This is a genomic window from Microcoleus vaginatus HSN003 (assembly GCF_022701255.1).
GTDB classification, from domain to species: Bacteria; Cyanobacteriota; Cyanobacteriia; order Cyanobacteriales; family Microcoleaceae; genus Microcoleus; species Microcoleus vaginatus_B.
The window spans coordinates 5,793,428-5,812,770 of the sequence record NZ_CP031705.1 but is presented as its reverse complement, the minus strand read 5'-3'; the positions used below and the strand labels follow the sequence as shown (position 1 = coordinate 5,812,770).

At 44.1% G+C, this 19,343-nt stretch carries 10 protein-coding genes; 4 read left to right on the top strand and 6 right to left on the bottom strand.

The genetic code is table 11. The features are described from left to right. Nucleotides 1–26: 26 nt before the first annotated feature. Complete coding sequence (locus D0A37_RS25025) at nucleotides 27–449, top strand: thiol-disulfide oxidoreductase DCC family protein (protein ID WP_242718542.1); 423 nt, start codon at nucleotides 27–29, stop codon at nucleotides 447–449. Between the two features lie 61 nt (nucleotides 450–510). On the opposite strand, the gene D0A37_RS25020 is transcribed toward D0A37_RS25025, so the two are convergent. The 3 genes from D0A37_RS25020 to D0A37_RS25010 all read right to left on the bottom strand — a co-directional run bounded on the left by D0A37_RS25020 (nucleotide 511) and on the right by D0A37_RS25010 (nucleotide 9,289). Further along, nucleotides 511–942, bottom strand: coding sequence for a Tery_1686 family protein (locus D0A37_RS25020; protein WP_242718540.1), 432 nt, complete (start codon nucleotides 940–942; stop codon nucleotides 511–513). A gap of 282 nt (nucleotides 943–1,224) precedes the next feature. Then, nucleotides 1,225–6,705 carry a trifunctional serine/threonine-protein kinase/ATP-binding protein/sensor histidine kinase gene (locus tag D0A37_RS25015; protein ID WP_242718538.1) on the bottom strand — a complete coding sequence of 1,827 codons (5,481 nt, stop codon included), beginning with the start codon at nucleotides 6,703–6,705 and terminating at the stop codon, nucleotides 1,225–1,227. Between the two features lie 199 nt (nucleotides 6,706–6,904). Then, on the bottom strand, nucleotides 6,905–9,289 hold the full coding sequence (locus D0A37_RS25010) for a GAF domain-containing protein (protein WP_242718536.1): 2,385 nt from the start codon (nucleotides 9,287–9,289) through the stop codon (nucleotides 6,905–6,907). 544 nt (nucleotides 9,290–9,833) lie between these two features. Between D0A37_RS25010 and D0A37_RS25005 the strand changes: the two genes are divergently transcribed. Continuing rightward, nucleotides 9,834–10,616, top strand: coding sequence for a calcium-binding protein (locus tag D0A37_RS25005; RefSeq protein WP_242718533.1), 783 nt, complete (start codon nucleotides 9,834–9,836; stop codon nucleotides 10,614–10,616). Between the two features lie 237 nt (nucleotides 10,617–10,853). On the opposite strand, the gene D0A37_RS29185 is transcribed toward D0A37_RS25005, so the two are convergent. Continuing rightward, complete coding sequence (locus D0A37_RS29185) at nucleotides 10,854–10,976, bottom strand: hypothetical protein (RefSeq protein ID WP_278187107.1); 123 nt, start codon at nucleotides 10,974–10,976, stop codon at nucleotides 10,854–10,856. A gap of 203 nt (nucleotides 10,977–11,179) precedes the next feature. Between D0A37_RS29185 and ffh the strand changes: the two genes are divergently transcribed. Together ffh and D0A37_RS24995 are read left to right on the top strand one after the other, a co-directional pair. Beyond that, complete coding sequence (gene ffh / locus D0A37_RS25000) at nucleotides 11,180–12,628, top strand: signal recognition particle protein (RefSeq protein ID WP_242718531.1); 1,449 nt, start codon at nucleotides 11,180–11,182, stop codon at nucleotides 12,626–12,628. A 163-nt stretch (nucleotides 12,629–12,791) separates the two neighbouring features. After that, nucleotides 12,792–13,400 carry a Uma2 family endonuclease gene (locus D0A37_RS24995; protein WP_242718530.1) on the top strand — a complete coding sequence of 203 codons (609 nt, stop codon included), beginning with the start codon at nucleotides 12,792–12,794 and terminating at the stop codon, nucleotides 13,398–13,400. Between the two features lie 320 nt (nucleotides 13,401–13,720). Here the strand turns inward: D0A37_RS24995 and D0A37_RS24990 are convergent, their stop codons facing one another. Next, nucleotides 13,721–15,625 (bottom strand): EAL domain-containing response regulator, encoded by a 1,905-nt coding sequence (locus D0A37_RS24990; RefSeq protein ID WP_242718528.1) that lies wholly within the window; start codon nucleotides 15,623–15,625, stop codon nucleotides 13,721–13,723. A gap of 1 nt (nucleotide 15,626) precedes the next feature. Continuing rightward, complete coding sequence (locus tag D0A37_RS24985; RefSeq protein WP_242718526.1) at nucleotides 15,627–18,425, bottom strand: hybrid sensor histidine kinase/response regulator; 2,799 nt, start codon at nucleotides 18,423–18,425, stop codon at nucleotides 15,627–15,629. Nucleotides 18,426–19,343: the final 918 nt, after the last annotated feature.

Below are 19,343 nucleotides of genomic sequence, written 5' to 3'. Positions count from 1 at the left end.
TGCCCAATTCATTATTCCCCGTAACCATGAAATATAACGTAATTTACGATGGTAATTGCAATCTCTGCGTTACCTTGGTGCAGGTACTAGAAAATTTAGATAAAGGCCAAAATTTTGAGTATATTTCCATGCAAGATTTAGAGCAATTAAATCGCTTTGGAATTACATCTCAAGACTGCGAAATGGGGATGATTTTGATAGATGCAGAGAATCCAGAACGTCGCTGGCAAGGCAGCGATGCGGCGGAGGAAATCGGACGGATATTGCCTGCTGGCGAGGTGTTTGTGGCTGCTTATCGGGCAATGCCGGGGATGAAGTGGATGGGCGATCGCGTTTACGAACAAGTCCGCGACAACCGCTATACTTTATTTGGCAAGCGATCGACTACTTACAAATCTGTTTATGCAGTTGGCTGTAGATCGATCGACAATTGCGACAATCGGGACTAATACCAAATCCAGCTTATTTCTTAGTCCGCTTGGAGTGGACTTCGTTCGTCTAGAAGCGATTTCAATCGCCGAATGACTGATTAAACAAATCAAAAATCTGCTGACAAAAGTGTTTGAGTTTTTGCGCCGACTCCACCGCAGGTTCGGTTTGGCCCAGAAAATTCCAATTTTCCACAGTAGAAAAGCGCCACTGCTGCCCAGTATGATCGTAACCGGCTGCCTCAACTCCGATCGCCCGCTGATATCCTTCCACGGGATCTTGATAAAATCGGATTTGAACCAAGATGCTGCGGCTTTGCAACAAGCGGCTTCTACCGGGAAAATGGAAGCCAATGTCGATCGAATCTGGATCGACAAGTTCTCTGGTATCCTCGTCATTCATCCAAGGTTTCAAATCAACTTTTGCATCCGGGAATTCGGACTTGAATAAATTAACAACCGCAGCAATTTTGCTGGCAACTTCTATATTTCTGGCTTGTTCGGCAGCGTTCACTCGAAAAACTCCTATCAAATACAGTTATTACATGATTTAGATAACAATGTAACTGCATATTTACAATACTGCCGAATGTAGACTGTCAACAGCGAACTATTTAAAAGATAATTAGACATTGACAAATTTCCAAACTTGTGTTATTGCTTCTGAGTCCGTGCTATCAACCGAAAAAACCCGGTTTCTCGCAACCATCCTAAAATCACGAAATTACCAACAGAAACCGGATTTTTGCCCCCACGACTATCAACCGAAAAAAACCCGTTTCAACCGCCGAGTCCCTTAATTCAAAGGAAGTGCGATCGCAAATTCTGTACCTTCTCCCAGCACGGATTCGCAAGTCAGTTTACCGCCGTGGGTTTCTTCCACAATTTGCCTGCTGATAGACAACCCCAAACCCGTACCTTTTCCTACTCCTTTGGTAGTAAATAAGTGGTCAAATATTTTCGACTTGACCTCCGATGACATTCCTTGACCGTTATCTTTGATTTTAATCACCACGCTGTTGTTATCCTCCCCGAGATGAGTGATAATGGCGATCGTATTCGGTAAAGCTTCAATTTCAGCGTAAGTACGACCCTGATTAAACTCGTCAAAACACTCGATCGCATTTGCCAGCAAATTCATAAATACCTGATTCAGTTGCCCAAAATAACATTTAACTGGCGGGATATCTCCATATTCTTTGATAATCTTAATCGTGGGGCGAGTATCTGTAGCTTTCAGGCGATACTGTAAAATCATCAAAGTGCTGTCGATGCCCTCATGAATATTTGCTGACACTTTATTCGCACTATCAGCGCGGGAAAAAGTCCGCAAAGACTTGCTAATATTGCGGATGCGGTCTGTACCTGATTTCATAGATAAAAGCATTTTCGGCAAATCTTCGATCAAATATTCTAACTCGATGTCCGATGCTTTCTCCTGTAATTCATCTCCAGGATTAGGAAATTTTTCTTGGTAAAGTTGTAAGCAATCAATCAAATCTAAGCTAGCCTCAGCAGCAGCATCAAGATTGCCCGCGATAAAACCAAGCGGATTGTTAATTTCGTGAGCAACCCCTGCAATCAAGTTGCCGAGAGCCGACATTTTTTCGCTTTGAATGAGTTGCAGTTGCGCCTGTTGCAATTCATTGAAAGATTTTTCTAACTGTTGAGATTTTTCTTTCTCCCGCGCGTACAAACCAGCATTTTCTACAGCAATAGCAACTTGAGAAATTAACACTTTGAATACTTCTACTCTCTCTGCGGTAAAAGCTCCTACTGTCAAAGCATTTTCTAAATAAATTATTCCGCGTCGCTGAGATTGATAAATAATCGGCAAACAGAGAATTGATTTTGGTTGATATTTCTGAATGTAGGTGTCCACGTTAAAAGGTTCGGCGACAGTCGCATTGTCTAAAACCAGATGCTTTTGACTGCGGTGTACGTAATTAATCACAGACAGGGGAACATCTTGACGATTTTCTACGGGAATAGAGGGTAAAAGTGTCACTTTATCCTCCGCAAAACTGCCAGTAGCTTCTATGCAGAGGATATCGTTTTTCAGCAGCAGCAGCACTACTTTTTGAGCCGCCGCATTTTCTAAAATAATTTTGATTAATTGGGTCAACAATTTTTCTAGAACAATTTCACCGTTAATGGCTTGCGCCGACTTGATAAAAGTAGCTAAGTCTAAGAAATCGCCTAAACTACTACTGGTAGTATTTCCCGTGGCAGTGTGGGTGACATCGAGGGTTGGGGTTTCTGTTGTGCGCGTTTGTGCTACTAAGAAAGGATATTTCAATTCCAACTCTTTAACTTTGGCAATTGCTCCCCAGCGGATGTAAGCATAATAAGCTTTGGTAAGGTATGCTGGAGAAATTATGTGTTTTCCCAAAGATTGATAGAATTCTCCTGCTAATTCATAGGCTAATGCTTCCTCTTGAATGTAACCGTTTTTGGCGGCTCCATCAATTGCGCGATCGTACAATTCCATTGCTTGGGTATTTTGACCCAACACTCGCACTTTCTCGGCTGCTACCAGGTCGTATTTGTGTTGATAGTTCATCGGAGCATCAACTGCCCATTTTTTCATCTTCTTTTGGTTTCGCAGCACTTTTTTCAGATATTGCTTTTGCTGCCCTTTCTCAGCTTGGGCATACAAAGCGAGAAGACTGAGAGAGGAGTAAAAATTATTCAGGGAAACTACATAAAATCCGGCTGCAGCTTCTTCGTATTTCTCAAATAACATTGAATTTTCCAATGCTTCCGCGTAGTTTCTGAAGATAAAATTAAGCTGAGTTTTGGCCTGATAAACCAAACTCACTAAAAAAAAGTTTTTAGATTCTATTAAAACGGGGAGCGTTTTGACTTCATTAAATCTCTCACCGACTAAATGGCAGGGTTCGACAGCTTGACCGCGCAAATTGAGGGTTGTCTGCCTGCCTATACTTATATACTGTACAGCCATTTCTAGTTGAGATTGCTGCATTAGTTTCATATATTTACCAGTCTCTTGATCCACCAAATCTAGAGGAGTTCCTATCGACAGTTTTTTGAAGCAATATTCACCAATAGAATAACCAGCATATTCTAACTCTCCAGTTTCGATCCCAGCTTGAAAACCTTCTTTGAGATCGCCTAATCCTGACTGGACAGAGGCGTTCCAGTGGTTAATAAAAGAACCAAAGGGTGTATAAACTCTACTTTTGATTGAACGGGATGGAAATTTGTCTAACATCTTAATTGCCAGTTGACCGAATTGGTATGCCAAACTACTGTCCCCTAGCTTGTACATAACTACGCCATAAAAAACGTAGGCAATACTCGCATAAGGCGAATTACCATATTTAATGCACAGCTTGACCATCCTAGATGCCAGTAGCGGTACCAGGCGGGGCTTAGCCTGAACAGCAGTGCTGAGAATCCCTGATAAAATCCGCATGGCTGCTTGTTTGTCGGGATCAATCATTTCTGGCAAGTTAGCTAAATCTTCAATTGGTTTCAATCCCAAGCTCAGTTTTGTATTAATCAGTCCCGCCACAATATTTAGCGCGTTGGGGTTTTGAGGAAAAGAAATGCCTAACAGTTTCAGCACTTCCAGTCCTGTATTTAGTGATTCTACCAGTCTATTTTGAGCATTGTACGACTGGATTTGAAGATCATAAACATTCACTTTTTCCCGTAAGTTTTTAGCTTTTTGCAGTACGATGTCAACCAGCTTTTTTGAATTTTCATAGTTAATATTTAAGTATTCAGATTCGGCTGTTGACTCGTAAATGGCTAAGGTCAACTCATAGTGACTTTGCCAACACTCCGCTGGCAATAATTCCATAGCCACCCGCAAATACCTAACAGCAGCTTCATAAGCAGCCGCCGCTTTTGCCTTGCGTCCAGCAGTTAAATTTAATTTTGCTAACTGCGTCTTTTCTGACTGTTGGCTAATCGTGTCAATTCCGACATTCAATTGATTGACGATATCAAAAATGTTTTCTTCTAGCTTGTCGGGGGGAGAATTCTCTAACAGTAATTGACCGATTTTTAAATGGGTGGATTGCTTTTGGTCTTCGGGAATTAGGGAATATGCGGCTTGCTGGACGCGATCGTGCAAAAATTTGTATGTTACCCGCGAAGTGTCTAACTTGAGATTGATTGATTCGGCGCGATCGAAAACTAAAGGAATGCGATAAGCATCGCTCAATGGCAGGATTAACCCTGCTTGCAAAGCTGAATAAAGTTCAGTTGCTGTAGTATTAGCTGACTTTTCGCTAACAAGTGATAACACATCAAGAGCAAATTTATCTCCCACGCAAGCTGCTAGCTTCAACATTTCTTGCGTGGGTGGGGGCAGCTTTTCAATGCGAGAAGCTACCAGTTCTACCACAGTTTTATCGGTGATTCCAATGGCTTGGATTTCATCGATACTCCAATACCAGCTACCTTGACTTCCCTCATTTGGAATGGGATTAAAGTCAAATTTTAAAAGATAGTCTTGATAAAGTGCTTGGAGTAATTGCGTCAAGAAAAAAGGATTGCCGCCCGTTTTATTCCAGATTAAATCTGCTAGGTTGCTTACTTTTTCTGTGCTACTGTTAAGTGTTTCAGTGACTAATTCCGTCACATTTGCCAAATCCAGCGGTTGCAACACAATATTGTTGACTATTGTACCAGTTTTTTCAATTTCTTCTACAGTCTGAATTAAGGGGTGGGTGGGACTAACTTCATTGTCTCGATAAGCACCGATGAGCAACAAATATTGCTGCTCAGGGTCAGTTATCAGTATTTGCATTAACTTTAATGTTGCTGAATCTGCCCACTGCAAATCGTCTAAAAAGATAACTAGGGGGTGTTCTTTTTGCGCGAACACTCGAATAAATTCTTTGAATACCCGATTGAAGCGATTTTGTGATTCTACAGGGGCGAGTTCGGCGACTTCTGGCTGTTTGCCGATGATTAATTCAACTTTGGGAATTACGTCGGCAATTACTTGGCCGTCTGTTCCCACTGCTGTTAAAATTTTAGTGCGCCATATTTCTAATGAAAGTGCACTTTCTGTTAGCAATTGCCGCAGCAAAGAGTTAAATGCTTGGATTAAGGAGGCATAAGGAATGTTGCGTTGTAATTGGTCAAATTTGCCGCTGATGAAGTAACCTTTTGACCTAGTAATGGGTTTGCTAACTTCGTTGACTACGGCTGATTTACCGATGCCTGAGTAGCCTGAGACTAGCATTAATTCGCTGCTTCCTGATGCGGGCGGATTTAGTTCTAAGGCTGTTGGCTTTTCTAACAAATTGTTAGCTAAACCCACCCTTACACGTTCAAATGCTGCTAGCAATTCCTTAACCTGATTTTCCCGACCGTACAATTTTTGGGGGATTAACAATTGGCTGAGAATATCTAAGCGTCCCGGGATGAAGTCGGCAATTTCTCCGGTGGTTTCTAACAGATGCAAACAAATTTCTAAATCAGCTAACAATCCGCCAGCAGTTTGATATCTATCTTCGGCATTTTTCGCTATCAATTTCATCACTATTTCTGAAATGGCGGCAGGTATTTCAGAATTGATGTGATGGGGATATACTGGTTGAACTGCAATGTGGTTGTAAACTATTTCTAAGGGGTCACTGCTGGCGAAAGGCAGTTTACCTGTCACCATTTCATACAACGTAATTCCGAGGGAATAAAAGTCGGTGCGGTAGTCGAGGGTGCGGTTCATTCTCCCGGTTTGTTCAGGAGACATATAGGCTAATGTGCCTTCGACGGAGTTGGGATTATTAAATTGCGGGTTTTCTTTGTTGAGTTTTGTGGCAATGCCGAAGTCGGTGAGTTTAACTTGTTTTGTTTGGGAGTTAATTATGATGTTGCTGGGTTTGATGTCTTTGTGAATAATATGATTTTGATGCAGGTATTCTAAGCCTTTGACGATTTGGACAGCGATGTTTAAAATTTCGTGAAGCGAAGCTATCTTGAAGGGAATCGCACTCAGTGTTTCTCTTTCCAAAAAATTTCCGAGAGATTCGCCGCCAAAATCTTCTAAAACCAGTCCTAATCTGTGGTCAAAGGTTTCGAGACTGATGGCTTTGACAATTTGTTCGCGGTCTAAATTTTGCCGGATTTGATATTCGTGTTTGAGCCTGGTAATGGCTTCGAGTGTGGGATATTCGGCTTTGAGGACTTTCAGAATTGCTGCGGGCCCGTCTGTGGGTCTTTGTGCGCGATAGATTATTGTTTCGACGCCTTCGTGCAGAGTAGAGTCGATGCGGTATTCAGAGAAACTTAACATGAATTAATTTAAAATTAAACAGGAGCGAAGTCTAATTAATATAACATTAAATTACCGGGGCTTTGTGTGATCTCCATCGTGTATTTTTAAATCGCGCATCACAAGCAAAATACATTAAATATGGGCGCTTTAAGTTGGGAGTGGCGCGTTTACTCGCAACGCGCAATTCCCAACTTAAAGAAATTTTCAAGGCAGATTTTCAATCGTTTAGTACCGTAACTTCACTGACATGAATAATTGATTCAGGGTTGGGTAAAATGCGGACGCGGGCGAATTTTAAACCGCTGACTCCTTGCAGTGATTCTACCAGACCCGTCTGAACTTTTGGCTCTACCCAACCTTCGCGAGACAAGTAGCGCAAGTATTGTTGGTACTCTTCCCATTCGTCTTCGGTTGAATAAACTATCGTTAACATTCCGGGCTGGGTAATTCGCTCTTGTGCGTGTTTGTCAACGGCTTTTTCAATCCGCTTTTTCACGAGTTCGTAGCGGATGTCGCGAGTGCCTTTTACGTCAAACATTTTTTCGGTGTTTTCGTTGTGAAAAATGTCGATCGTGGTATTCTGCACTAAGACTAAATGTGCGAGTTCCATATTAATTTGAGACTCGGCTTGCAGGCGAAAAACTGTGCGGCCGCAGTCGCAAATTGCTCGCAGTTGTTCGTACCGCAAACTGTGCAGGTGAAACTGGCTGAATTTGGGGTCGATCGATTTTCCTACATAAATCATGTGATCGAGCCCGTCAGTGCATTCGATGTCGCAATAGTGGGGAAGAATTTGCTGCATTTTTTCTTGCCAGCGGGCCCAGGTTTCTTGGAGTTTGGTGCTGATTAGGTTCAGCATTTGGTCGTAGCGGGTGCGATCGCTGTAAACGCAGTTGTGTTCGTTTTCACAGGCTGCTTGGTAAGCTTCAACTGCTGCCTGAACCCTGGGGCCACACTGCACAAAATAGTCAAAATATACTTCTAAACGGTCGTTTAAATATTCGGCTGCTCGCACCTCCATATCGACTGTTACTTTTTGTTTTAAATGCTGGATGTAGTCGAGCAAGTCGAGTCGCAGTTGCTCGCCGAGGTGGGTAGTTTGTGTTTGGCAAACGGCATCAGCTATGACTAAACCTAAGCGGAATTGTTCGAGCAAATCAGTTTGAATGGCTCGGTTTCTTTCGTCGCTAGAACCGCGAATGTCCGAAATTCCGTACAGCGGATGAACGTCAGCAAATACGATTGTTTCTGGGGGGAGTCCCCAACTTCGCCTTTCTGCTTCTTGGGCGAACCGCCACTCGACTGCGGGGTGGATGTTGTGAATGTGGGTAAACCGCTCCTGGATGGCTTGCCGGAGGGCTGCAATGAAGGCGGGAATGAGTTCTTGGGCGTGTTGAGCGTCAATGCCGTTGAAGTGGTTGGGCCGATCGCACAACAGCCCCACGACACCCAAAATCCGCACCCCGCACCCCTCGCGGGTGACAGATTTCACTACCAGGGGCACCAGCAGCATCGATCGAGTTCCCATTCTCCGCAAAGTTCGATCGCACTCGGTTTCGCACTCCCTACGCAAGTCTGGCACGTTCCAAACTTGATTTGCTGCTGTGGCCTTCAAAAAGTGAGAAGCTTCTAGGGAGTGCATTGAATAAAGAATCGGCTGCAAATGTTGGCCATCTTTTGCAACTAATAGCTGTACCTGATCGCCGTCTGGCCGCAGCAACAAAGTGCCGTCAGCATTGAATAGCGATCGCAAACACCGATCGATTCTCTCAAATTTGTCTGCCCGCAGCATCGAATCTTGATCAATCAATAACTGAGTCACCCGCCGAATTTGCTCCTGCACGGTGACATCAAAACCTTCTAGTAGCAGCCAGCCTTCTACGCGGTAATTATCCAACTGCAATCGATCAGCTAAATTTTCCAGTTGATTCGGCTGCATCAGCCAAGCTTCCTGTTCCACAACAGGCATTAATCTTAAAGAAATATCCGCAAATTCATCTATTTTTGAGTCAATTCGAGTAATTTTTAACTGTTCCGAACCCAGCCAAAATTTTATAAATCTGGGTTCTCGGTGTTTGGGGTTTTTTACACTCGCCGTGACAGGTTCGTCTAGCACCCGCAAACCCTCGATTTCAATGTGATAATATTGCTTAAATACCCAGTGCAAAAGGTGGCGGCGGTACAATTGTTCTGCTGTTTTGCCGTCCCCATCCTCGAACATTTGCAGCAGACTGATGTCGGTTTCTGCAAACAAACCGTTGGTAGATTGAGTTGCCAAGGACGTTTCCTCCCAACCGGCCAAGCGACAAAGTGCTGCGTTAGCGTACCGCAGGGCAAAAGTTCCTGGTTGTATTACTGCGATTAAAACGCGGCGGTCGCCGAGAAATTGAAACAATCGCTGTAAATCTTGTTTCCACGTTTTCAAGGGTTCAATTTCTGAAGATTGACTGGGTACTTGACCCGCCAAAGCTTCCAGTAGCTGTTCTATACTTGGTTCGCTGGGCAGATTGTTGCTGTCTTGCTTTGTTGGGACGATATCTGTCGCTGGCAGTGATTTTACGGAGTTGTTGTTTTGAGGGGAAGACGATTTAGGAGTAGACATGAGTAAAACACCTGAAAGCAGTGGATTTTGCCAAAGAATGTCAGCGATCGGCGATTATGGCTTTGTAAAAAGCTTAGATCCTGTTTGTAAAGTTTGTGTGTGGGTATCGGAAACTGGGTTTTTTCTCGGACGAGGGGCCCAGGGACTTTTACTTTTATTCACAAACAACCTCTCAGTCTCGACGTTATAGGTGATATTAACGTGTTACCGCCTGGGGGGTAACACCCATTATAAGCGGTAGACAGTAGCGGATAGTGTCAGCAACTACTGCTATTTGACTCAGAGGCGAGATCTATAGCCAGTGTGAGTTGAATGAAGCACAGCCCTGGTAATTGGGAATTCGGAATTGGGATTTGGTAACTTATACACTCGCGTAGCCGAAGTATTGGTAATTGGTAATTGGCTATCAGCCAGCAGGCTGCGTGTCATTAATTTAGGAAATAAAAGTAAAAGTTGTGGCAAAAATCCCAACATCCTTGCTATTTGGCAATGCAAGAATTAACATATATAATACAGCTAACAGGAATTTTGAAAGGACATAGTTATGGCTTTAACGGTTAACAATCTCATTGGCGATGTGACGGGATTTCCTGTATTTGCTGGCGGCGGGCCACGTCTTTTGGCCTTCGCTACACCCGATGAGATTGACGTAGGGAATGGAAATTTGTCGTCTTTTCCTTGGGGAGTTTGGGGACTCGACGGCAACGATACTATAGGAGGCTCGTCGGATTCCAACGAACGTCTGTTAGGAAATAACGGCAATGATATTATCGGTGGTGGTGGCGGAAATGACATAATTTACGGCGGGAAAGAGAACGATCTCCTGGATGGAAATGAAGGCAACGACGTAGTTAGGGGCGACGCCGGAAATGACCTTATCTTCGGAGGGTTCGGGAACGATATCCTGCGGGGAGGGCAAGGAGACGACGATTTAGACGGCAATGAGGGCGACGATTTCTTGGTGGGCGATCGGGGACTTGACGTGCTCACCGGAGGCAGTGGTGCTGACATATTAGTGCTCAGAAGCAACGAGGAAGCATTTGGTATAAATGCAGCAGATGTCGTTACCGATTTTAACTTTGACGAGGGCGATCGCATCGGTTTGACGGACGGTTTAACAGAACTAGACCTTTTCTTTGAAGACGACAATTTGATTGCTTACGATAACGACGGAATTATCAACGACATGGTGATTGAGAACATAATTACCGGACAGATTGTGGGGGTAGTTCTAAATACCAACAGCTTTGAACTTCTCGGTGCATTTGAACAAGCGAGTCCGTTTGCATTGGCAGTTAACGGTACTCAATTCCAGTTTTTAGCTTAGTTATTTGTAGCTAGCGAATTAGACGGGAAATAGAGCTAGTTCCGAGTAGGGGACACGGCACTAACGTGTCCCTACAGATAGCCGGCAATCTATCTATACGCAACCGTACTTTGCAGAATTGATATTAAAACATTTATTCCTTTAGAGATTTTTTAGGCTCATCATTCCTCAAAGCCGTCGAATCCTTGAGACGGAGGTTATTAATCGAAAAAGTCCAAAAGGGCGATCGCGCCATCTTCACAGTCCAACCAGCGATCGCACAATACATAAAAACTCACATCTTATAGCAGTTTTAAGAACAGGCAAGATGCCTGTTCCACAATAGATGAATTTTAGGGCAGCAGTTTTAGCAACAGGCAAGATGCCTGTTCCACAACACATGATTTTAGGGCAACAGTTTTAGCAACAGGCAAGATGGCTGTTCCACAACACATGAATAATTTGCTTGTGGGCCGTTGCTTCTAGCCCGCCCTGAAAGGATTATTGAAAAATTAGCAAAACATTAATCCAAACAGCCCCATTTAGCCCTAAAATTAAAAAGACTGACTAGCCAACAATGCCCTATGTTTGAAGCCCTTGCCGATCGACTCGAATCCACCTGGAAAAAACTGCGCGGACAGAATAAAATCTCCGAGTCCAACATTCAAGACGCCCTCAAAGAAGTCCGTCGCGCCCTCCTGGAAGCCGATGTCAACCTCCAAGTCGTCAAAAACTTCATCGGAGAGGTAGCGGCCAAAGCACAAGGCGCAGAAGTCGTCTCAGGCGTCCGTCCCGACCAACAATTCATCAAAATCGTCCACGACGAACTCGTCCGCGTCATGGGGGAAACCAACGTACCCCTCGCCACCGCAGACTCCGGGCCCACAGTTATCCTGATGGCCGGTTTGCAAGGAACCGGGAAAACCACAGCTACCGCCAAATTAGCGCTGCACCTCCGCAAGCAAAATCGTACCGCACTGCTAGTCGCAACCGACATTTATCGACCAGCCGCGATCGACCAATTGCTGACCCTCGGCAAACAAATCGACGTACCAGTATTTGAATTAGGCAAAGACATTGACCCCGTAGAAATTGCCCGCCAAGGCATCGAACACGGCAAACAAATCGGCATTGATACCATCATCGTCGATACAGCAGGCCGCCTGCAAATCGACGAAGACATGATGGCAGAATTGGGCCGCATCAAACAAACAGTACAACCCCACGAAACGCTGTTAGTTGTTGATGCCATGACCGGCCAAGAAGCAGCAAATTTAACCCGCACCTTTCACGAACAAATCGGCATTACCGGCGCAATCTTAACCAAATTAGACGGCGACAGCCGCGGCGGTGCAGCCTTATCAGTGCGGCAAATATCCGGCGCGCCGATTAAATTTGTCGGCGTCGGCGAAAAAGTGGAGGCCTTGCAACCATTTTATCCCGATCGCATGGCATCGAGAATACTCGGCATGGGCGATGTCTTGACGCTAGTAGAAAAAGCGCAAGAAGAATTCGACATCGCCGACGCCGAAAAAATGCAAGAGAAAATGCTGACGGCAAAGTTTGACTTTACCGACTTTCTCAAGCAAACCAGACTGTTAAAAAATATGGGTTCCCTCGGCGGCATCATGAAAATGATTCCGGGAATGAACAAACTTTCAGACGAACAAATGCGGCAGGGAGAAGTGCAGCTAAAACGCACCGAAGCCATGATCAATTCGATGACAGTTGAAGAACGCCGCAATCCCGAACTTTTAGCAAGTTCTCCATCCCGCCGCCGCCGCATCGGCAAAGGCGCCGGCTACGCTGAAAATGACGTAACTAAGCTGGTCAGCGATTTTCAGAAAATGCGTACCATGATGCAGCAAATGAGTCAAGGCAACTTCGCCGGCATGGGAGGAATGCCCGGAATGCCCGGAATGCCCGGAATGGGCGGCCCCGGAATGCAGCCCGGTTCCCGCGGCTACATGGGTGCCCAGCAGAAGAAGAAAAAGAAAAAAGATAAGCCTAAAAAAGGTTTCGGACAGTTGTAGAAAGCGTCAAACATATTGCACTATTGTCAACAATTTGTAGGGGCGGGTTCACCGATCATAATTGCCTAAAACACACAATCTCGTAAACCCGCCCCACCCCGTGCGAGAGTCCTTTAACTTTTTTTTGTTGCCGAGTTCAATCTAAAAAAAACTGGAATTGAATATGGTACAAATATTTACTGAACCAGAAACCATCTCTATAGAATTGCCAAACGCGATCGACCTTTTTGTCACCCCAGAACAATTCGAGGCCCTAGCATTGGCAAATCCCGACTTGAGATTAGAGAGAACCGCAGCAGGAGAATTAATAGTGAATCCACCGACCGGAGGAGAATCCAGTAGCCGCAATCTCAGTATCAGCGGGCAATTCGGCAACTGGTGCGAAACACATGAACATTTAGGAGAAGGCTTTGACTCTTCGGGAGGATTCATCCTTCCTAACGGTGCAATCCGTTCTCCCGACGCTTCCTGGGTGACTAGAACTCGCTGGGAGGCACTAACTCCAAAACAGCGCAAAGGCTTCGTTCCCCTGTGTCCAGACTTTGTAGTAGAATTGCGCTCGGCATCTGACAGTCTCTCCACCCTCCAAACCAAGATGCGGGAATATATCGACAACGGCGCAAGATTGGGCTGGTTAATTGACCCGCAAAACCAACGGGTAGAGATTTACAGACAACAGACAGAAGTAGAAATATTAATCAATCCAACCGAGTTATCCGGCGAAGACGTATTGCCAGGATTTGTGTTGAATTTAAGGCGAGTGTGGCGTTAGAGAGCGTTTTATACAAAATCCGCACAATCCCAGATTCCGCACACTCCAACGGACAGCATACACTGCAAGAGTGCGACTCGAAGTCGATCGTCCGAGACAATAGTGAATCAAAATATCGGAAATTCTGTGTTGCTGAGCATAAACCCGTTAGGAATTCCTAAAAATTAACGTTCGGGCATGAGGTAAATTTTATTAATTTATAAAATATCAAAAATCCCACCCAAACTAACTCCTAATTCCCAGCAAAATTGAGTTCGCATTATGAGAGTAGGCTTTTGGGCCTTTCTCCCAAGAGATTCATAAAATTTATGGCGGCCAAACTAGATGGCAGGCCAGCTTACTACCCCTACTTTTAAGCCTAATAGTTCGGTTGCCTTTTCGCTGTCTACAGGCTTAGAAAATAAATATCCTTGCCCCAACTCACACCCCAACTCTCGCAGTTTCTGTAACTGTGTTGGTGTTTCTATGCCTTCTGCCACGATATCCATACCTCGGCTGCGAGCCAGCGTCACAATTGTCTGGATAATTTCTACGCCGCTGTTGTCTGCCCCAATGCGGTTGACAAAAGAGCGGTCAATCTTTAAGGTATCAATGGGAAACTCGTGTAAGCGGCTTAAAGAAGAGTAGCCGGTGCCAAAGTCGTCGATACACAACATAATGCCTAGAGCTTTTAGCTGCTTCAACATCTTTTCTTCCCTGGATACTGTTTCTAAAATGCAACTTTCAGTAATCTCTAGTTTTAGACAGTAACTTGGAAAGCCAGTCTGCTGCAAAAGCTCCTCAATTCGATTGAGTAGGTTTACTTGCTTGAGCTGCACGGCGGAAAGATTGACATTCATCGCCAAGGGAGGTGTTTGGGGAAACTGTTGCTGCCAAATACTGATCTGGTGACAAGCTTCCTGCAAAACCCACCACCCTAGTTCATTGATCAAACCAGTTTCTTCAGCCACAGGGATAAACTCGGCCGGCGGGTAGATCCTGCCAGATGGGTGATGCCAGCGGATCAAAGCTTCAAAGCCACTCAGTTGCCCGGTAGAAAGGGAGACAATTGGCTGGTAGTGAAGGCAAAATTCTTGTAGCGCGATCGCCCTTCTCAAGTCGTTCTCCAACTGCAAGCGCGTCATCGCAACAGTTTGCATCGCTGGATCGAAAACTTCGTAACGCCCTCTGCCTTGAGCTTTAGCATAATACATGGCGATATCTGCATCTCTGAGCACGTCTTCGGGGCGATCGTAACCCATTGTGCTAACGATAATTCCAATGCTGATCTCGGTAAATACTTCATAATCATTCAAATTAAACGGCTGCCTTAATTGATTTTGGATGCGTTCAGCCACCCTGTTTGGTTCCTCAATATCTTGAATATCTTCCAGCAAAATCACAAATTCATCTCCTCCAAACCGGGCAACTGCATCTGTATGGCGTAAACAAACTTGCAGTTGACGAGCAACGCTTTTTAGTAATTGATCCCCAACCAAATGTCCCAGGCTATCATTGACGACTTTAAAGCGATCGAGGTCAATAAATAGCACCGCATATACATAATCTTCACGTCTGTACGACAACTCGATCGCCTGTTGCAGCCGATTCATAAACCAAGCGCGGTTAGGCAAATCCGTTAGTGCATCGTGAAAAGCATCATGTCCTAATTTTTTTTCCCTTTGCAACAACAGAACTTGAGCCTGTTGAAGCTCGTTGTAGGCTTGTCTAAGTTCAGCCGTTTGAGAAGCCACCCGTTCCTCTAACTCAGAAGTGAGTTTCTGCAAGGCCGCTTCCGCCTCTCTTCGCGCTTCAATTTCTTCTTTCAGAAGCACATTTTGCTCTTCCAGCGTCTTGGTCAAATTTCGCAGTCTCAGGTGTAGTTGCACGCGGGCTAAGACTTCTTCTTGCTGAAAGGGTTTGGTGATATAATCTACTGCGCCCATTGACAGACCTTTAACCTTATCCACGCGATCGGTAAGAGCTGTCATAAAAATCACAGGGATATCTTTTGTTGCCACCGATGCTTTTAAGCGGTAGCAGGTTTCAAACCCATCTATCCCGGGCATCATCACATCTAACAATATGATATTTGGCGAAACTTCTTGTAACTTCTCAATAGCACTTTCCCCATCTTTAGCCACTAAAACCTTGAAGCCTGACTCCTTCAAAAAATCGAACAGAAGTTTTAGGTTATTCGGGTTATCGTCAACAATTAAAATTACATTATCGTTTTGTTTGATCATTTTATTCCCCTAAATGTGTTTTTACAAAGGCTAGTAGTTCTTTTTCTTCAAAATTTTTCGCAAATTGCAAGATTTTATTGGCAAAAGGTAGATAGTTGCCGTCTACCTGCTTGAGTCTATTGGCTTCCTGTTCAACAACTTCAATATCGCCGATCCGAGCCGCATTAAACAGCGCTACCAGCTCGGTTGATGGGGGTATCACAAGCTCCCCACTGGGAACACTTAACACATTAGTTAAACCTTCCCGCTGTTCGTTCTCTAAATCAGCAGGTTGGTCGTAAATCCATTCGATTTGCAAGTAATTCTTTAATACTTCCAGCAATTCGTCTACTTCGATAGGCTTTGACAGGAACTCGTTACAACCTGCTTCGTGGCTATTTTGGCGATCGAAGTTAAACACGCTGGCGCTGGATGCTATCAAGATTACATCTTTAAACTCTGGTGATTGTCGCAAGCGCCGCGACATTTCAAATCCATCCATTACTGGCATCACTAAGTCGGTGAGAATTAGATCAGGTCTAAAATCAATGGCTTCATGTATACCCTCTTCTCCATTACAAGCTTCCCTGATTTGAAAACCTAGTGGTTCTAAAATATTTCTAAGAAAAGAGCGATTTTCTAATCGATCGTCTACTAGCAGAATTTTATTTTTATTTCCTTTAAAGCCAGTTAAATTCAGGGAAGTCTTGCTCGAATTTGGCTCAATATATTCCGAGGATTTAGTCAACTCTAAATCTAGAGAAAAAATACTGCCTTGACCGAGTATACTCTCGACTTTTATTTCGCCTCCCATCATTTCAACAATTTTCTGGGCGATCGCTAATCCTAACCCAGTGCCTTCTGCCTTCTGTTGGCTATTTCCAACTTGTTCAAACGGTAAAAATATTTTTTCTAACTGTTCTGGGGCCATCCCAACCCCAGTATCTTCGATATAGAAACGAATTTTAGTAAGTGATGATTGGTCAGAGTCTTCCCCCTTACCTATTACGCCTACCTTAAAAACAACACCTCCTTTTTCTGTAAATTTAATAGCATTGCCCAAAAGGTTAATCAAAACTTGGCGCAGTCGTTTTTCATCAGCATTGACTGCCTTAGGAAGCTGATTTAATACTTGATAATTAAAGGTAATTTCTTTTTGTTCGGCTCGGATGCGGCACATTTCCACAACGCCCATCAGAAAAAAAGGAAAATTAAAAGCTGAACTGTAAAGTTCCATTTTACTGGCTTCAATTTTAGAAAGATCTAAAATATCGTTAATCAGGGTGAGTAAGTGCGAACCACATTGGTGAATAATTTGGATAGCATCTTTTTGTTTAGGAGTGGTAGTTTTATCGCGTTCCATAATTTGAGCGTATCCTAGAATTCCGTTCAGGGGGGTGCGGAGTTCATGGCTCATGTTCGCGAGAAATTCGCTCTTGGCATGATTAGCCGTATCAGCAGCAACTTTTGCCTCCTTTAGCTCACTTGTCCGTTCTTCTACTCGATTTTCTAGCTCTAAGTTGGTTTTTTCTAAAGCAGCAAAAGACTGGCGCAATTGCAGTGCCATTTGGTTAAAAGATTGAGCCAGAATTCCCAGTTCATCGATGCTATTGACCTCTACTTTTTGGTCTAATTCACCGTTGGCGATCGCTTTACTCGCTTGACTTAACCGAAAAATCGGATGGGTAATCCACCGGGAAGCAAGGATTCCTAACAACGTCGCTAGAACGAGCGCTAAAACGCAGAGTAAGATAGTGCTGCGGGTATTGGCATTAATTTGCTCCATAAAATCGGCTTCTGGAACGACAACAACAATCAGCCAATCAAGACCTCGACCATCTTGGAATGGGGATACTTGCACAAATTCTCGCTGACCATCTAGGATGAAGTCTAGTTGCTGGTTGCTGTCAATTTCGGTGAAGTTACCAAAGCGTTCTATTAAATGTTGTGCTGTACCCTTTATCAAAGGTACCCTGCTTTCAATTGCTTTTAATCTTTGCGTTTTTTTGCTATTTTTGGTTTTAATAAATGGCTGTTCGGCGGTGGATGAAGCTACTAGCAAGCCAGAGCGTTCTATGATGAAAGTCTTTCCCGATCTACCAATTTTTAAAGTATGGAGAAACTCGCTGATTTTTGAGAGAAACAGATCGGTACTTACAACTCCTATAAAAGTACCATTTTTATCGTAAACAGGTTGGCTAGCGGAGATTCCTAGGCTAGGTTGAATATAATATTGATAAATTTTATTCCATTGGGGCTTGCCTGCCGCTTTTGCGGCTTTATACCAGGGTCGAATGCGGGGATCGTAGTCTGGGTGGGTTTCCTTAAACTCAGTCGGGTTGCCCTCTCTATCTACGCGGATGATCGTATTGAGAAAATTAGTAGAGCGATCGGTTATTTCAATAACAACGCTGCCATCATCCTTATATCCCGCACCCGCATATTCTTTTCTTTCTCCTCCAAAACTGATGTAACTAACGGTGGAAAATTGCTTAAGTTGCCAGAAAAAGTAACTTCTCATCGAACTCATATTGTCTGGATTCCATAATCCAAAGCGGCGAATGGCATCGACGCTGATGGCATTGACCACATGGGGCGTTTCCAAGTAAGTGTTTAGTTGTTGATTGATGCGGGCGAGTACCTCCGTTCTTAATTGGCTAGTAACGTTGTTGACAGCAGTTTTGCCGTTGCGTAGCGAGAGCCAACCTGTCAGCCCCACAGCCGCAAAGATTTGCAGGACGAATGGTACGACTAAGACGAGGCGCAGGGGGATTTTGGGAGAGCTTTTTGCCAATTCATTCTCACTTGCGATTACTGTCATGGCAGAGTCATTTTAGTATTTGGATTATTTCAATAACAACAGTCGCTCAGACTTGGTTATTTAAAGTCAGCTATAGGGAAATTTTTGATTCCCTCTATCTTGAAATCCAATTGGTTTAATGAAATATTATTGTTGAAGAACCGGGCTGAAATGAGTCGTTAATACTGATACAGTTTGCAAATTTATGAAAAAAACAGCTACCCCATTTGAGACGGAATCTCCATAAATATCAAATGCGGTATATTTGGCTTGGAGTTGCAGTGTGAGCCTACCTGCTGATTTCATAGATATTGAGTACACCTCCATTCACTTGTCGGTCTTGACTTCAATACTAATGGATCTAAGCATACAATTATAGTCAGGGCTTACGCACTACACGGCCTGAAACCCACATCTCCCCTGCTGCCCTTAAAAAGGGGAGAACCGCTTCAAAAAAGGGGGGTTTGGGGCATTTCGGCGTAAGTCCTAAGCTTACGCGAGATTAATTGCGCTTTTAAACGGATTCTCTGGCCCATTTAAAAAGCCCGATGCCCGTCCCACAAGGATTGTCCAACAGAGGAAGGGGCAAACTCGATGCACAATAGCTTAGCTTATTAGCTTAATAGTCGATCGTGCATAGTGCCTAAATTAACCCTAAACTCAACACTTTGACGGGGTTACAAGCAGGTTACAAGCAAAACTCCGTCAAGGTTTTGAATTGAGTGACCAAGGGAAAATATCTTCGCGGGCGTGAGTCCATAAAAGAGAGTGGCGAGATCCCTTAAATCAGGTTCAAGGCGAGCTCGGACGCTCTTATGAGTCCATAAGCCTGTCAATAATCCGTTATTTTTTTTTGTTTCAGGGGCTTTAATGCTTTTACCATCAAAGTTCCAGAGGCGTTGTCACCCCGTCAAGTATTTTACCTTACTACTGTCTCGG

What these genes read in the sequence shown, in the direction of transcription:
- D0A37_RS25005 (WP_242718533.1), top strand. Translation starts at nt 9,834, where the DNA reads ATGGCTTTAACGGTTAACAATCTCATTGGCGATGTGACGGGATTTCCT.
- D0A37_RS24995 (WP_242718530.1), top strand. Translation starts at nt 12,792, where the DNA reads ATGGTACAAATATTTACTGAACCAGAAACCATCTCTATAGAATTGCCA.
- D0A37_RS25025 (WP_242718542.1), top strand. Translation starts at nt 27, where the DNA reads ATGAAATATAACGTAATTTACGATGGTAATTGCAATCTCTGCGTTACC.
- D0A37_RS25015 (WP_242718538.1), bottom strand. Translation starts at nt 6,705, where the DNA reads ATGTTAAGTTTCTCTGAATACCGCATCGACTCTACTCTGCACGAAGGC.
- D0A37_RS24990 (WP_242718528.1), bottom strand. Translation starts at nt 15,625, where the DNA reads ATGATCAAACAAAACGATAATGTAATTTTAATTGTTGACGATAACCCG.
- D0A37_RS24985 (WP_242718526.1), bottom strand. Translation starts at nt 18,425, where the DNA reads ATGACAGTAATCGCAAGTGAGAATGAATTGGCAAAAAGCTCTCCCAAA.
- ffh (WP_242718531.1), top strand. Translation starts at nt 11,180, where the DNA reads ATGTTTGAAGCCCTTGCCGATCGACTCGAATCCACCTGGAAAAAACTG.
- D0A37_RS25010 (WP_242718536.1), bottom strand. Translation starts at nt 9,289, where the DNA reads ATGTCTACTCCTAAATCGTCTTCCCCTCAAAACAACAACTCCGTAAAA.